The organism is Paenibacillus sp. ACRRY (genome assembly GCF_022346995.1).
Classification (GTDB): Bacteria; Bacillota; Bacilli; order Paenibacillales; family Paenibacillaceae; genus Paenibacillus.
Genome location: NZ_JAKRNM010000003.1, coordinates 58,390 through 74,008, shown reverse-complemented (window position 1 = coordinate 74,008; position 15,619 = coordinate 58,390). Strand labels below are relative to the sequence as shown.

Genomic DNA, 15,619 nt, shown 5'->3' with positions numbered 1-15,619 from the left:
GGTCTGGGATGTAAGGATCAAGGATAGAGGCTCTGCTCATTCGGTCGCATTCATATAAGCCCGACGGCCGCCTTTTTTGACAAACTTCCAATCCACTTCGATATTATGGCGCATCCGCCGCAGAAGGTTGACGGCGAGCTCTATCTCTTCCTCTGTCAGTCCCTCCAGGGTTACCTGGTCAGAATGCACTCCCTCTTTTTGAATAAAAGCCCAGGCATCCAGTCCGGCTTCCGTTGGATATAATTGCTTGTTCTTTTTATTACCCAATGCCGACTTTTTGACGATAAACCCGTCCGCCTCCAACTTGCTGATCGCTCTGGCTGCGGTGGTGCGGTCCACTTTGATCATCTCAGCCAGCTGGTTAGGAATGATGCCAGGGTTCTCGCATATGCGGTACAGATACAGATACTGTCCACGAGAGAGATTCAAATGTTGAAATTCAACATTGCTGATGGAATCCAAACAACGTGCGATCATGCCAATCTCGCGCAGCACTTCTTTTTTCTCAGTCATTGTACGCACACCCTCTTATCATTTTGTTGCATTCGCAACATAATTAGTGATATAACTAAAATTAACTCATCTTAAAAATGAACGATGAAATTTTGCTTCTTTTTAGGATCCGATTTTGCTTTTGTATCAGTTTACCATGCCAGAATGACATTACTATCGGCCAAAGGAGAAACATTCATGAATACCACTATTGTAGAAGTTGATAATCAGGAACTGCTCGATGCCTGCTTCGCCATTCGTACCGCTATCTTCGTAGAAGAGCAGGGGGTCTCCGCAGAAGAGGAATTCGACGCCTATGATGCGCTCGGTACCGAAGCCCGTCATATTCTCCTCTATGTGGACGGCGTACCCGCCGCTTCCTCCAGATTGCGCGTTGTGGAGAATGTCGCCAAGCTGGAACGGATCTGTGTGATGATGGATTACCGCAAACATGGCCTCGGCCGGGTATTGATCGACAAACTGGAACAAATGGCTCTGGATCAAGGGCTGGAGAAGGCTAAACTGCATGCGCAGGTTCAAGCTTCCGGGTTCTACGAACGTCTTGGATATGCCGCTGCCTCCGATGTGTTTATGGAAGATGGCATCCCCCATCTATTAATGATCAAACAGCTCAAATAGATATTAAAAAACGCCTCTGTACTCACTTTTCCAGTGAGATACGGAGGCGTTTTGCCTACGTGCACTATAACGATGCTTCACCCTTCATCTCAGGGGACGGTTACCCCATAGCCAGACGGTCTGGCTGTGATTCGGCAGCATTATTTTTCATCTGTTTACTGCGCAGTTGACCGCAGGCAGCATCGATGTCAGTACCGTGTTCCATACGTACCGTGGAGTTGATGTTATTTTTCTTAAGTGTATCATAGAAGCCCAGAATCGATTCTTCCGTACTCCGCTGATATTGACTATGCTCATCAACCGGATTGTATGGGATCAAATTGACACTGACCATGCTCTTACGGCTGGACAACAGTTCAGCAAGCTCGGCAGCATGCTCCCGTTGATCGTTAACATCCCGAAGCAAAATATATTCAAACATGATGCGTTTGTTCGTAGTCGCCAAATAATAATCTACTGCATCCATCAGCTGTTCAATCGGGAAGGCCCGGTTGATCTTCATGATGTGTGTACGCAGTTCGTTATTCGGTGCGTGCAAGGAGATTGCCAGATTAACTTGCAAACTGCTGTCTGCAAATTCTCTGATCTTGTCAGGCAGACCACTTGTGGATACAGTGATACGCTTGGCAGCAAGGGCCAGTCCCTTACGATCCTTGATCACTTCGATGAAATTACTCATGTTCTCGAAATTATCAAACGGTTCACCAATGCCCATCACGACAACGTTGGTTACCCGCTCGCCTTGCCCCGCTGCATCCAGGTGCCGCTGTACATGCATGATCTGTTCCACAATTTCTCCTGCGGACAGGTCACGACTTTTCTTAATCAATCCGCTCGCGCAGAAGCTGCAGCCAATATTACAGCCCACTTGGGTCGTTACGCAGACGGTAAGACCGTATTTTTGGCGCATCAATACCGTCTCAATCAGGTTGCCGTCCTGCATCCGCAGCAGAAATTTCACTGTACCGTCTGCCGACTCCTGCTTCACGTGTTCACTCATCGAGTTCATCGTGAAGTGTTCGGAGAGAACATCCAGACATTCCTGGCGCACATCGTTCATCTCAGGAAAATCATGTACGCGCTCTTGATATAACCATTCCCAGATCCGGGAAGCACGGGACTTCTTCTGCCCATGCTCCGGCAGCCAGGAACGAAGTTGCTCTAATGTTAATCCATAAATGGATGATTTGTTCATTGTATAGTCCTCTTTTCGCAAAAAGCATATGGCTTATCGGTCCTACCAAAAAACCTCTACTCTGTATTGTCCCAAAATTATCGAGGGAACACAAGGGCTTTTGCATTTCTTCCAAGAGGTTTTAGCTATGGCAAATCTGCACAATGCACATCGTTTCCTCTTACCCGGTCTTCACGGTTAGAAGTGAATGATTCCGGATGTGTGCAGCAGCACGAGAATGACGAGAATGGGTGCCACATAACGCAGCATGAACAACCAAATCCGGAACCAGCCTGCATTCAGGCCTGAAGCCTCTGCAGCCTTTTTCCAGAAGTAACCCGCAAAGATCGTTACAAGCAATCCGCCGATTGGCAGCAGAATGTTGGACGCTACAAAGTCCATCCAGTCGAACACGCTCTTCGAACCAATGGTCCATTCAGGCAGCAAGCCCAGCGACAGTACGGAAGGCAAGCCAACGATGAAAACAGCCAGCGAGATTACCCATACGGCATGGTTTCTGCTCCAGGACAAACGTTCCATGAAGTATTTCACCGGAACTTCAAGCAAGGATACAGCCGACGTGAGTGCTGCAATTGCCAGCAGGACGAAGAATAGTCCACCAAACAGGAATCCGAGTGGCATGGCCGAGAACGCAGCTGGAAGAGCTACGAAAATGAGCGAAGGCCCCTGGTCTGGTGCAATTCCAAACGAAAATGTCGTTGGAAAGATGATCAGACCGGCAATAAATGCATAGAGCAGGTCACCCGCACCGACAGCGATGGTGGCTCCACCCAGCGATTGATTTTTATCTACATAGGAACCATAAGTCACCAGGATACCCATCCCGAGTGACAGGGAGAAAAAGGCATGTCCAAGCGCAACCAGCGCTGATTCAGTCGTCAGCTGCGAGAAATCGGGATTCAGGAAGAAGGAAACTCCCGCACCCGCTCCAGGCAGAGTCACTGCCCGAATCATCAAGATAATCAGCAAAACCAACATTGCCGGAATCAGGACCTTGTTGAATTTCTCAATCCCGTTGGAAACCCCTTTGGCTACAATCCAGCCTGTAATCAGCACTGAAATCAGCTGCCACATGATCGGCAAATATCCGCCTACAAAGGAACCAAACTGCCCGGCATAATCCGGATTATCAAACAATGTACCGCTAAAAGAGGTCACAGCATAGTGCAGCGTCCAACCTGCAATAATAACGTAGAAGGAAAGGATGATAAACGGTGTCAGTACTTGCAGTAAACCTGCCGCAAGCCAGCCCTTATGTCCACCAGCCTTGATAAATGCCGTAGCGGCGCTGCCTCTGCCACTGCGTCCGATAGCAAGCTCTGCAAGCAGAACAGGCAGACCAATAAGCAATAGACAGACGATGAAGAGCAGGAAAAACGCAGCTCCCCCATTTTCCCCCGTAATATAAGGGAATTTCCACATGTTCCCTAGACCAACCGAACTACCGATGGCGGCTAGGATAAACCCGGCGCGTGAGAAGCGCTCACCTTTGCCAGTATTGTCTTGCTCCAGGTTTGACTTACTTTGATTCATCGTATCTACTCCATCACTTTAAAGTTTTCCCGTAATTATATAACAGACCTCGTGTCAGGTCATTCGAAAATCGAAATTAATCGAAATGTTATTTATTTACATTCGAGAAAGAGGTTATTTTTATTAATCATTCCGTCTACATTCCAGTATGGGACAAAAATGCACACTCCAACCCCTTGCACTATATTACACAACATGAATACTTCCGATAACCTTCTAAATGACTGTTTTTGGGTACAAAAAAAGGATTACGCTCGCTACCCCCATGGCAGCAACGTAACCCTTATTTGATCTGTAGTTAGTTCGATCTGATCTCAAGCAACTCATATTTGATGACACCCATCGGTGCATTGACATGAATGACGCTGCCTACTTCTTTGCCCATAATCTCCTTGCCGAGTGGGCTTTCGTAGGAAATTTTGTTATTCGCTACATCGGCTTCGGCTGGACCAACCAGTTGATATTCAATCTTCTCTGCAAATTCAATATCATTCAGCATCACGATTGAGCCAATGCTCACCTTGTTGGAGTCGATATTGTCCGAACTAATCACTCTTGCCTTGGTCAGCATCTTCTCCAGAATCAAAATGCGGGTTTCCATAAATGCCTGATCATCTTTGGCTGAATGATACTCACTATTTTCCTTCAGGTCACCGTAACTGATTGCAAGCTTCAGACGCTCAGCCAACTCTTTACGCTTCACCGTCTTCAATTCCCTCAGTTCGTCCTCCAGCTTTTCCAAGCCTTCCTGTGTCAAAATTACTTCATCATTAGCCATTTTTCCATCTCCTAATCCTGCTTTCTATCTATATTCTAACCTATATCCACTCTAAACGGTTAACATACCCCCGAAAAAAGAATTTCATCCTCGACCATACAGATATGCTATCTCAATTGTACCGGTACAATCCGATTAAACGTGAGTATCCATTTTAACTGTTCACTCCTACAATAAAATCATGGCCTTTTGCTTCCTTTAAGAAGTGCCGACTAACCGATTTGAGGTGATTCCGCTTGAACACATTGACAGATTCAGAACTGAAGTCTTATCTGAAACGAATCCACATTGATGATATTAAACCACCAACATTGGAATTTTTGTCAGAACTTCATCGTAAACGCGTACAGTACCTTTCATGGCAAACAATAGATATCTTTACAGGACGCCCGGAAGCAATCGATCTTGCTCATTCAGTCCGTCTTGTTTTGCAAGGACGCAGCGGGTACTGCTTCCATCTCAATGGTGCATTCAGCATCCTGCTTCATTCTCTCGGCTATAAAGTACAGTGGCATCGTGCCGGTGTCCAGCCCCATGGCGAGCAGCCGCGCGTAAACTCATTCCATCTTGGGCTGTCAGTTCTCCTACCTGAAGCTGGATCTGGGACCGAACGCTGGATCGTCGATGTTGGCCTGGGTGGCATGCCCTTCGAGCCTCTGCCACTTCGTTATGAGGTTTATGGAGAAGCTCCATTCACCTACAACTTAACGTCATCCAGTGTTGCTTCTGGGGGATGGCGGCTTGAATATGAACCTCATGGACCCAGTGAAGGCGTAGACTATGCTCCGGAGGTGCTTCTTACCCTGGATGAATTTATCCCCAAACATCATTTCTACAGTCAATCGGCTGAATCACCATGGCATAATGTTTTCCTACTTCGCCAAAGGGATGCTGTGGCCAGCAACGAGCTGCGTGGATGCATGCTGCGAACGCATACCGCAGAAGGCATTCATAAAACCGAAATACAGAGCTACACCGATTGGAGAGAGTTGTTGGACGGAGTCTTTCATGAACCGTTGGTACGCTACAGTGAACTGGAGCGCGTGGAGATGTGGGAACGCATTCGGGTTGCACACGAGGAGTGGAAGAGAACGCAACAGGTGTAAAATAGGGAGCAAAAAACCAACGGAAGGACTAAGGAATGTAAAGGGGATTCTACTGAACATGCCGAATATCTCGTCAGGTGATAAATCATGATAAACATTCAACTTCTGCGCATTCCAGCAGAAATTCCCAATGAAGTTTGGCATTCGCTCCTCTCGCTCGTCTCGGCTGAGCGGCGGCAGCAAGCAGCACGATTTGTTCATCAGGCCGATGCCTATCGCTCAGTGCTTGGGGAAGCACTGGCTCGTATGACATTAGGCAAGTGGACTGGTTCGAGACCGGGCGATCTTGTCTTTATCCGCAATACATACGGTAAGCCTTCACTTACCAGCCACCCTGACCTGCCCTTCAATGTATCCCATTCCGGTGATTGGGTTGCAGTTATTTCGGGAGGCCACGCTCCACTCGGCGTGGATGTAGAGAAAATATCCCCCATCGACATGACAATTGCCGAGCGTTTCTTCTCTCCGTTGGAGAGCCGAAATCTGTTAGCAGAGCCCGCAGACCAGCAGCTGGAAACCTTCTATCGGCTGTGGACGCTGAAAGAAAGTTATATCAAGGCCATCGGTATGGGGTTATCCATGCCGCTTGACTCCTTCTCCATGCTGCGTGGCATGGACGGACTCTGGTATTGTCCCGAAGCACCGACCTATCGTTTTCTCAGCCAGCGTCTGGATGAAGGTCATATGCTGGCAACCACAAGTTCCATAGAAATAGAACCGCCCTCCAAACCTAATGTGATTACCATTGAGGATTTATACCATGTTTTGAACTAGGAACAGAAATCGTTTAAGACTAAACACCATCCATGCTAATAAGCCCCTGACCATTTTCCGTCAGGGGCTTTGCATATTACATAAACCGAACGCTTCATTTCATTTAGCTGACTACACTCTTATAACAGAGTAATCAGCCTTTCGTTTGCACAGTCGATTCTGTCGATATCGGTGGAGATGATTTCGGCCTCTGCCTCCGGAAAAGTCCACCTCCACTCGATTTGCGAATGGTTGCAGCTGCATCCGTGTCCTTGATTTTCAGAGCAAATACAAGCCCGATTAGCAAAAATACAGCAGCGCCCAATAAGGCCAGCCGGTAAGCCAGCACATTGGGTTCCATGGTGCCTGCCGCATTTGCAGTGGTTGTACCCACGCCAGCCAATATGGCTGACAGTACCGCGAGTCCAATCGCGGACCCTAAGCGGTTCTGCACCGTGAACCAGGTGGAGGCCCGCCCCATGGATGGAGGCGGAATCTGGGCAAACGAGGCAATCTGTACCGCACCCACCGTCTGTCCAAGGAAAATGCCCACACCAAATAATAATGAACGAATGAACCACGGGTTCGTATCCGCTGTGATCTGACTAAGGGTAACAAAGATAAGTGCCGTACAGATCAGGCCCATAGCTATTAATTTACGCGGCCCGAGCCGCGGATAGGTCCAAGGCACAAGCTGCGATGCAATCATAAGCCCCAGCGCCTCGGGAAATGTCGTTAGCCCTGTCTCCAAGGCAGAAGCATTCAGTACATGCTGATACATTAGAGGAAATACGTATAACATTCCCAGCAGACCACCAGCCCCACAAACGGAGACGAGCCCCGTGTAACGAAACAGGCGATTCTTCAGCAGCCGCAAATCCAACAAAGGTTTGGGTGCCCGAAGCTGGGCTTGAACAAGTAACACCAGTAATAGAATTCCCGTAAGGCCTGTCCCGAGGGTGAGCGGTGATGTCCATCCACGCAGCGGCCCTTGGCTGAGGGCATACATGGTTAGAGCAAGCCCTGGCGCTGATAACAACCACCCGGGAACATCTAGCTTGCCTGCATCCGGCTCTTGATGTTCCTTGAGGTACAGCATTCCAAATAGTACAGCAGGAATACCCACAGGCAGATTCACATAGAAAATCCAGCGCCACGATAATTGGTCCACAATCAGCCCACTCACAATCGGACCGAGAGCCGGAGCCAGAGCAATAGGCAGTACAAGCATGCGGGATACCTTGGCTCGCTCCTGCGGAGGAAATGTTCGAAACAGCATGGCCATGCCCACGGGTGTGAGAAGGCCACCCCCCGCTCCCTGCAAAATCCGAAAGAACGTTAACGTACCCAGATTATCAGCCGTAGCACAGAGTGCTGATGAAATCGTAAACAGGGTGAGCGCCGACAGGAAGACTTTCTTACTCCCCCACCTGTCACCAAGCCATCCGGCTATAGGCAAGAAAACAGCCAGGCTGACCAGATATCCCACGTTCAACGTTCCAGATGCTGCAGGTGGAACGTTCAGATCTTCGCTTATGGTACGAAGGGCGACGTTCAGCACCGTCCCATCCATGGCGACCATAAACATCGCCAGGACGTAGACAATACTGACAATGGCCTTGGGGTGCAGCCGGAGTCTCATCCGCCAGCCTCTTGAACCACCCCGGGCATCCCCGTTTCATCACAGAGGCTTAGCGGCTTCAGGTCCGTCCACTGCTCCGCGATGTAATCAAGACACACCCGGCGTTTCGCCTTGCCCAGCATCTGGGTCCAGCCTGCAGGAACTGGAATGGATGCAGGCCAGAGCGAATACTGCCCTTCCTCATTGATTAATACCACATAATTGCTGTCTTCCTGTTCAAAAGGGTTGCTCATCGGCTTATCCTCCTATTTAAGATGAACTTGGCGCTGATTCAGCATCTCTAGCTTGGTCGTCAGCGTCTGGCATATTTCAGCCAGCGGTCCAGGCTGGCAGAGATCCTTGTGGCGGCAGGCAATATCATGCCTTTCCATTCGGCCCCCAATATAGGCATTCCACATCTCTGGTTCAATGGGGTCAAACCAATCCGGAATCACGGTAGAACGGAAGAAGATCAGATCCCCTTCGAATCGGGAAGGCGTGTAAGCCCCCAGAATCCGCACGGAATTTTCATACGTTTTCCGCAGTTTCATGATCGTCTCCTCATCCAGACTGGCCAGCGCACTTCCTTCACTGCTCAGAATACGCATGGCCGCTGCCATATCCAGCGGACCTTCCCCGATACTGTCCGGATCATACCCACCAAGGGCAAGCAAGGCGGTCAGTGCCTCTTCCTCATCCGGTTCCCCGCGAATCGGAAGATAGTGACTCGGATAAGCGTCCAGCATGGCGAGAAACTCCACCTCTTCCCCTTCCGACTGAAGCTGTACAGCCATGGCCTGAGCAACATTGCCTCCAAGGGACCAGCCCAGCAATCGGTAAGGTCCCTTAGGCTGTACGGAGCGAATATGACGGATATAATCTGCCGTCATCTCCTCCAGCGTAGCCGGAAGATCCTCGTACTGGGCAATGCCGCGGGCCTGTAAACCGTAAATGGGGTATTCCATACCCAGATGTTTCATCAACCCGGCATAACACCAGCTTAATCCTCCGGCAGGATGGACACAGAACAGCGGGAGGTGAGCTCCGTGAGTCCGGAGAGGCAGCAGCACTTGCAGAGAACCTGTTCCCGTATCCGAATCCATTTCAAGCCGTTCAGCCAGTCCGGCAACTGTTGCCGTTTCAAACAAAATGCCAATCCCCGGTTCTTTGCCCATGGCCTCCCGGATTCGGCTCATCAAACGAACAGCGAGCAGGGAATGTCCACCAAGGTCAAAGAACCCATCATCGATACTGACACTTCGCAATCCCAGCACTTCGGCAAACAGATCACACAAAATCTGCTCTTGCGGATTACGTGGTGCCCGGCCACCGGAAGTCAGCTGCATTTCCGGTACAGGCAAAGCTTTGCGGTCCAGCTTGCCGTTGGCAGTGAGCGGTATAGCCTCCATGGTGACCACCGCTGATGGCACCATGTAATCAGGCAGACTCGCTGATGCATGACGACGAAGCATAGCCGATTCTGGTTCGGGCCCCATCTTCGAGTTTGGCACGATATACGCCACGAGGCGTTTATCTCCCGGCTGGTCTTCGCGGACGATGACCGCAGCTTGTGCAACCTCGGGATGTCTGGCCAGCACCGCTTCGATCTCGCCAAGCTCGATGCGGAAACCACGTATTTTCACCTGCTGATCCGCTCGGCCCAAGTAATCAAGTGATCCATCATGAAGTCTTTTGGCCAAATCTCCCGTCCGGTACATGCGTGTTCCTGCAGGACCGTATGGATCTGCGACGAAACGCTCTGCCGTAAGATCCGGTCTGCCCCAATACCCGCGGGCAAGGCCTGCCCCGGCCACATACATCTCACCTGTCACACCTGCAGGCACAGGCTGGAGATGATCATCCAGCACGTATACACGCAGATCCGGAATGGCGCAGCCGATCCAGCTGCTGGCTCCTTCTGCGGCACTGCTCGCATGCAGTTCCTGATAGCTGACATGGACGGTGGTCTCTGTAATGCCATACATATTAATCAGTTTTGGTGCATTATCTGGATGGCGACCATACCAATCCTCCAACCGACCGAGCTCCAGTGCCTCGCCTCCAAAGATCACGTAGCGGAGCCCAAGCTTCTGCCCCCACTCCGGATGCTCCCGATCTGCCTGCATCAGCTGGTAGAATGCTGACGGCGTCTGATTCAACACCGTTACCTCTTGCTGGGCAAGCAGCTGCAGGAATGCACCTGGAGAGCGACTAATCTCATGCGGCACAATGACCAGCCTGCCCCCGTGCAGCAGTGGTCCCCAGATCTCCCAGACTGAGAAGTCAAATGCATAAGAATGGAATAACGTCCATACATCACTCGCATCAAATTGGAACCAGTGCTGTGTGGCCTCAAATAACCGGATCACATTCGCATGGGGAATAACCACTCCCTTTGGTTTGCCTGTGGAACCCGAGGTATAGATCATGTAAGCCGGACTGAGGGGAGACACGCGTCCATTGCGCTCACCATCTGCGGGATTTCGTTCATCCTGAGCAGACAGCCGTTGAATGGTTTGAGCGTCGTCCAGATTCAACCATTGTACGGATTCCATCTGAGGCAGCAGGGACGATACTTCCTCGTTGGTAATCATTACGCCCGGAGCTGCGTCTGTCAGCATATGCGTCAATCGGTCTGATGGATAATTCGGATCAAGCGGAAGATAGGCCGCCCCTGCTTTTAACACAGCCAGAATACAGACCACCATCTCTGTGGAACGTGGCAGTGCAAGTGCAACCATCTGCTCTGGGCCCACACCTTCAGCAATCAACAATCTTGCCAGCCTGTTGGCTCTTTCATTGAGCTCTTGATAGTTAATGACCGTGTCTCCCAAGCTCACAGCCGGTGCATCGGGGGTAGCCGCTGCCTGAACTTCAAAGCGCTCAGCAATGGTCATTCCAGGTAAAGAAGCATCATCCGCTACGGCAAAGCACTGCTGCTCCAAGAGCGAACGTTCCTTGGGAGTTACCACGTTAAAGCAGCTAATGGGTTCATCCGTTTGCTGGACGGCATCCTCCAGCACCTGGATCAATCGGACCACAAGTTCTGCTGCCGTGGATTCCCGGAAAAGATCCGTACTGTACTCCAGCACGCCTTCGACTCCCGCTGGTGAACCATTGTGTTCACGCTGTTCCGTGAGCTCCACAGTCAGGTCGAATTTGGATGAACCCACGCCCTGCATATTCGTTTGGGATACCACACTTGGCAGATCCAGCTGAACGTCTGGCGTATTCTGCAGGACCAGCATCACCTGAAAGAGTGGATGCTTGGAGCGGGATCTGGACGGATTCAGCACTTCAACCAAACGCTCAAAAGGCAGATCCTGATGTTCGTAAGCAGCCAGGTCCACTTCCCGCACACGTGCCAGCAGTTCACGGAACGTTGGATCCCCGGAAGTGTCTGTACGCAGCACAAGGGTATTGATGAACATGCCCACCACTTCGTCCAGTGCATCGTCGATCCTGCCGGCAATTGGGGTACCAATCGCAATATCCGTACCCGCTCCCATGCGTGTAAGCAGTACCGACAATACGGCATGCAAAACCATGAAGAGACTGACCTTGTTCTCCCGCGCCACAGCCAAGAGCTGTTCATGCAGTTTCTGACTAATGGTAAACGGGATCGTTCCCCCCCGGTAGCTGGAGACCACCGGACGCGGATAATCGGCTGGAAACGTCACTTGTTCCGGCAAGCCTTCCAGTTGACGGCTCCAGAACTCAAGCTGCCTTGCAATCAGGCTGTCCGGCTGCCCTTCATCTCCAAGCAGTCGATCCTGCCACACCGCGTAATCTGCATATTGAACGCGCAGAGGTTCCCAGGATGGCGCCGCCCCCTGAACACGTGCCCTGTATGCTTGGGACAAGTCCCGCATCAAAGGCGACAGGGACCAACCATCTCCAGCTATATGATGAAGCAGTAACAACAGAACATGCTCGTCTGGACCGGATGTAAACAGCTCCGTACGGATACCCGGTTCGCTTGAGAGCTCGAAGCTGTACCGGGAAGCTTCGGTCAGAAGTTCCGCCAAATTATTTTCAGCAATGGCACTTACTCGAAGGTTTACGCGAACATCAGCTGCATCCAGAATGGTCTGGCTTGCAGAGCCAAGCTCTGGCGGATATAACGTTCTCAACGTCTCATGGCGATCAACAATGTCCTGAACGGCAGCTTGAAGTGCAGGTATATCAAGTTTGCCGGATAACCGCACCACAAGCGGAATATTGTACGTGGGGCTCGGTCCTTCCAGACAATACAGGAACCAGAGCCGCCGCTGAGCAAAGGAGAGAGGAATCTCGACTTGACGGGGAACAGGTTGTATCCCTGGTCGGACTGAACCCACCTGATCCAATCTCTTGGCGAGGCCTGCTGCCGTTGGTGACTCGAATACACTGCCAATGTTCAGTTCTGCTCCAAACACATCCCGAATCCGGGCTGTTATACGGCCTGCAAGGAGGGAATGACCACCAAGTTCGAAGAAGTCATCGTCGATCCCTACACGAGCAACACCCAGAATTTCAGCGAACAAACTGCACAGCATCTCCTCTTGAGGTGTTCTTGCCTCACGTCCACTGGCATGGGACAGCACGGAAGGAACAGGCAGCTGCTTGCGGTCGATCTTTTTATTGGGGGTCAGCGGCATCTCGGCAAGGTTCATGAAGGCAGCTGGCACCATGTAATCCGGCAGTACATCCGCCACATGTGCCCGAAGCAACGACAGATCCATGCCTGACGTGTACTCGGAAGTTGCAACGACATAAGCGGCCAAGCGTGGATTCCCTGGTTGGTCTTCGCGTGCCATAACCGTAACCTGGGCTACGCCCGGATATCTGGAAATGACGGATTCAATCTCACCCAATTCGATGCGGAAGCCTCTGATTTTGATCTGGTGATCTGCCCTGCCCAAATAGTCAATTGATCCATCAGACAGCCACTTCGCCAAATCTCCTGTACGATACATGCGGCTGCCTGCTTGTCCGAAAGGACTCGCAACAAAACGCTCGGCAGTCAGATCCGGTCTTCCCAGATAACCTCGTGCCAGCCCATCTCCCGCGATGTATAACTCTCCGACAACACCCGGAGGAACTGGATTCAGACTCCCATCCAGCACGTATAGCTGCGTATTTCGAACCGGTCCGCCAATCGAGGGCTTACCCGTTGAGTCAGCCGTCATGGCAGCAGCCGTTGAATAAATCGTGGTCTCCGTCGGTCCATACTGGTTATGAACGTGACATCCCATCTCCTGCAAGGAAAGCTTCAGTTCCTCAGAGAGGGCCTCACCGCCGGTAATGACTGTCAAACCGTCAAATGTCCCAGGCTTGCTGGTCACCAGAGACTGCCACAACGTTGGCGTGGCTTGCATAATCGTTGTCCCCCGCCGTCTCATCTGTGCAGCCAGAGCCACCGGATCAAGAATGGTTTCTTTGCGGGCTATATCCAGCCTTGCTCCGGTCGTAAGAGGCAGGAATACCTCAAGAACAGAAATGTCAAAAGCTATTGTCGTGACCGATAACCAGCGATCCTGCGGACCGACCTTCAGTCTCAGCTTCATATCTTCAAGCAGATTGGACAATCCCAGATGCGTAACGGCAACCCCCTTCGGTTTACCTGTTGATCCGGAGGTATAGATGATATAAGAGGGATTCAGCAACGAGGCATCAGTTGTGAGATCCTCTGGTTCGGGATTGCTCCCGGACTGACGGTCTATTCTCGCTGCTACCTTCGGTTCATCCAAGGCCAACATAGGGACATTGGACATGTGCTGCAAATGGGACAGATTGTGCTTCATCGTAATCAGACATGCCGGTCTGGCATCTTCAAGCATGTAGATTATTCTCTCTTCAGGGTAATCCGGGTCCAGCGGAAGATAAGCTGCTCCCGTCTTATGAACAGCCAGAATGGCAACCACGACCTCCAGAGACCGCGGCATAGCAATAGCTACAATCTGCTCTGGTCCCACCTTGTAGTGCTGAATCAGCTCGTGGGCAAGACGGTTTGAACGCTCGTTAAGCTCGGCATATGTCACAGATTCGGCTTCAAATGTTGCCGCCATGGCAGACGGGGTGCGTCGAACCTGCTGTTCGAACATAGCCGCCGAGTTCCGCTCAGGAGCCTCGTGCTGTGTCTGATTCCACCCGTTCAGGACCCAGTCACGTTCTTCTGGTCTCAGGACTTCCATTTGACCTACATACTGCTCTTCAGTTCCCTCCTGCATCATTGAATTCAGCAGCTGCATATAACGGAGCTGATGACTCAGCAAATCCGATTCGCTGTAGACGGAAGGATTGGCATCAAAATCAATCCGAAGTCCATGACCGTGCCCTTGGTCCACGACATGAATGGACAGGTCATCGACCGGACCCGTAGACAAGTTATGGATCACTCCTCGCTGACCTGCGAAATTCAGCTCATGATGGAATGGCATGACATTGATCATCGGCCCGAATAATCGGCGATTTTCCCCCAACAGCTTCAGATCACGCCGCAGATCCTGGTGTCGGTAACGTTGATGCTTGCGAATAGCCCGGATCTCCCGCACAATCTGTTCGGCCAGGACAGATATACGCATATCAGACTCAACATTCAAGCGCAGCGGAAGCACGTTCATAACCATGCCTGGCACACGCAAGGCTGCCGAACCCAGCCTGCACATGACAGGCAAAGCCAGTATTACATCTCGCGCGCCGGTGATCCGATGCACATAAATGGCTGCTGCTGCAATAAACAGATCAGGCCAGGTCACCCCGTACCGGGCCGCAGCATCCTGAAGGCGATCCCGATCGGACTGTGCAAGTTCAATAGTCTGCCGCAGAAAATGGTCCGCTGTGCGTGAAGCCTTTTCACCCAAACTTACGACGTCCGGTTCATCCGCATAACGCTCCAGCCAAAATGTGCGATCCTGCTCCCTTGCAGCAGACTCATGATAAACTTCATCCTCCTGAATGACAGAGGACAGCGGGCCAAATGCTCGTGTTTCCGTGACACTCTCACCTGACCCACCCTTAACCCTGGCAGTATACAGACTTGCTACTCTACGGGTAATTAGCGATACGCCGTATCCGTCAATCGCAATATGATGCACTCGCTGGTACCAGTAGTAGCAACCTTCACTCACTTGAAATAGGGCTTCTGTAAATACCGGTCCAGTTGCAAGATTGACGGGGCTTGCAAGATCCTGGTGCATCCAGGCTATAGCCGCCGCATGGGGATCCTGCTCACTGCGAACATCCAGTACATGAAACGGCCAATGGTCACCCTTCTGGTTAAGGGTCTGGTAGGGGCCGTGTTCATTTTCACCATAAACCATGTTTAAGGTTTCGGCCTCCGCGACGGTTTGACGAACACTCTGTTCAAACTGTTGTACATCAACACTCCCGTGAATAACCACGTATTCACCTGTATTGTACATGGGGTTTTCCGGATTCAATTGATGAGCAAACCAGATCCCGGACTGCGCAGCCGACATGGGCCACGTTCCATTCCGACGCTGAGACAAATTCACCGC

General features: G+C 51.1%; 10 protein-coding genes. 3 read left to right on the top strand and 7 right to left on the bottom strand.

Going from position 1 to position 15,619, the window contains the following annotated elements:
- Positions 1-36: 36 nt before the first annotated feature.
- Positions 37-513 carry a MarR family winged helix-turn-helix transcriptional regulator gene (locus MH144_RS13910; RefSeq protein ID WP_239300973.1) on the bottom strand — a complete coding sequence of 159 codons (477 nt, stop codon included), beginning with the start codon at positions 511-513 and terminating at the stop codon, positions 37-39.
- A 177-nt stretch (positions 514-690) separates the two neighbouring features.
- On the opposite strand from MH144_RS13910, the gene MH144_RS13905 reads away from it, so the two are divergent.
- Positions 691-1,131 (top strand): GNAT family N-acetyltransferase, encoded by a 441-nt coding sequence (locus MH144_RS13905; RefSeq protein ID WP_239300963.1) that lies wholly within the window; start codon positions 691-693, stop codon positions 1,129-1,131.
- Between the two features lie 100 nt (positions 1,132-1,231).
- On the opposite strand, the gene rlmN is transcribed toward MH144_RS13905, so the two are convergent.
- The 3 genes from rlmN to greA all read right to left on the bottom strand — a co-directional run bounded on the left by rlmN (position 1,232) and on the right by greA (position 4,637).
- Positions 1,232-2,326 (bottom strand): dual-specificity RNA methyltransferase RlmN, encoded by a 1,095-nt coding sequence (gene rlmN, locus MH144_RS13900; protein WP_239300953.1) that lies wholly within the window; start codon positions 2,324-2,326, stop codon positions 1,232-1,234.
- Between the two features lie 177 nt (positions 2,327-2,503).
- Positions 2,504-3,859 (bottom strand): sodium-dependent transporter, encoded by a 1,356-nt coding sequence (locus MH144_RS13895; RefSeq protein ID WP_239300942.1) that lies wholly within the window; start codon positions 3,857-3,859, stop codon positions 2,504-2,506.
- A 298-nt stretch (positions 3,860-4,157) separates the two neighbouring features.
- A complete protein-coding gene (gene greA / locus MH144_RS13890) occupies positions 4,158-4,637 on the bottom strand; it encodes a transcription elongation factor GreA (RefSeq protein WP_095360233.1) in 480 nt (159 codons plus the stop codon).
- Positions 4,638-4,873: 236 nt separating this feature from the next.
- On the opposite strand from greA, the gene MH144_RS13885 reads away from it, so the two are divergent.
- Positions 4,874-5,743: an arylamine N-acetyltransferase family protein gene (locus tag MH144_RS13885; RefSeq protein WP_239300940.1), complete on the top strand. Its 870-nt coding sequence runs from the start codon at positions 4,874-4,876 to the stop codon at positions 5,741-5,743.
- An 87-nt stretch (positions 5,744-5,830) separates the two neighbouring features.
- On the top strand, positions 5,831-6,517 hold the full coding sequence (locus MH144_RS13880) for a 4'-phosphopantetheinyl transferase family protein (protein WP_239300938.1): 687 nt from the start codon (positions 5,831-5,833) through the stop codon (positions 6,515-6,517).
- Positions 6,518-6,650: 133 nt separating this feature from the next.
- Here MH144_RS13880 and MH144_RS13875 read toward each other — a convergent pair whose 3' ends face one another.
- From MH144_RS13875 to MH144_RS13865, 3 genes are read right to left on the bottom strand one after another with little or no spacing between them, the layout of a single operon-like run.
- The gene (locus MH144_RS13875) at positions 6,651-8,138 is read right to left on the bottom strand and encodes an MDR family MFS transporter (RefSeq protein WP_239300931.1); all 1,488 of its coding nucleotides are present in this window, start codon (positions 8,136-8,138) and stop codon (positions 6,651-6,653) included.
- Entirely contained in the window at positions 8,135-8,371 is a 237-nt protein-coding gene (locus MH144_RS13870; protein WP_239300929.1) for an MbtH family protein, read from the bottom strand. The genes MH144_RS13875 and MH144_RS13870 overlap by 4 nt, the downstream gene beginning before the upstream one ends.
- Positions 8,372-8,383: 12 nt before the next feature.
- Complete coding sequence (locus MH144_RS13865; protein ID WP_239300927.1) at positions 8,384-15,610, bottom strand: non-ribosomal peptide synthetase; 7,227 nt, start codon at positions 15,608-15,610, stop codon at positions 8,384-8,386.
- Positions 15,611-15,619 lie beyond the last annotated feature (9 nt).

What these genes read in the sequence shown, in the direction of transcription:
- MH144_RS13895 (WP_239300942.1), bottom strand. Translation starts at nt 3,859, where the DNA reads ATGAATCAAAGTAAGTCAAACCTGGAGCAAGACAATACTGGCAAAGGT.
- MH144_RS13870 (WP_239300929.1), bottom strand. Translation starts at nt 8,371, where the DNA reads ATGAGCAACCCTTTTGAACAGGAAGACAGCAATTATGTGGTATTAATC.
- MH144_RS13875 (WP_239300931.1), bottom strand. Translation starts at nt 8,138, where the DNA reads ATGAGACTCCGGCTGCACCCCAAGGCCATTGTCAGTATTGTCTACGTC.
- greA (WP_095360233.1), bottom strand. Translation starts at nt 4,637, where the DNA reads ATGGCTAATGATGAAGTAATTTTGACACAGGAAGGCTTGGAAAAGCTG.
- MH144_RS13910 (WP_239300973.1), bottom strand. Translation starts at nt 513, where the DNA reads ATGACTGAGAAAAAAGAAGTGCTGCGCGAGATTGGCATGATCGCACGT.
- rlmN (WP_239300953.1), bottom strand. Translation starts at nt 2,326, where the DNA reads ATGAACAAATCATCCATTTATGGATTAACATTAGAGCAACTTCGTTCC.
- MH144_RS13905 (WP_239300963.1), top strand. Translation starts at nt 691, where the DNA reads ATGAATACCACTATTGTAGAAGTTGATAATCAGGAACTGCTCGATGCC.
- MH144_RS13880 (WP_239300938.1), top strand. Translation starts at nt 5,831, where the DNA reads ATGATAAACATTCAACTTCTGCGCATTCCAGCAGAAATTCCCAATGAA.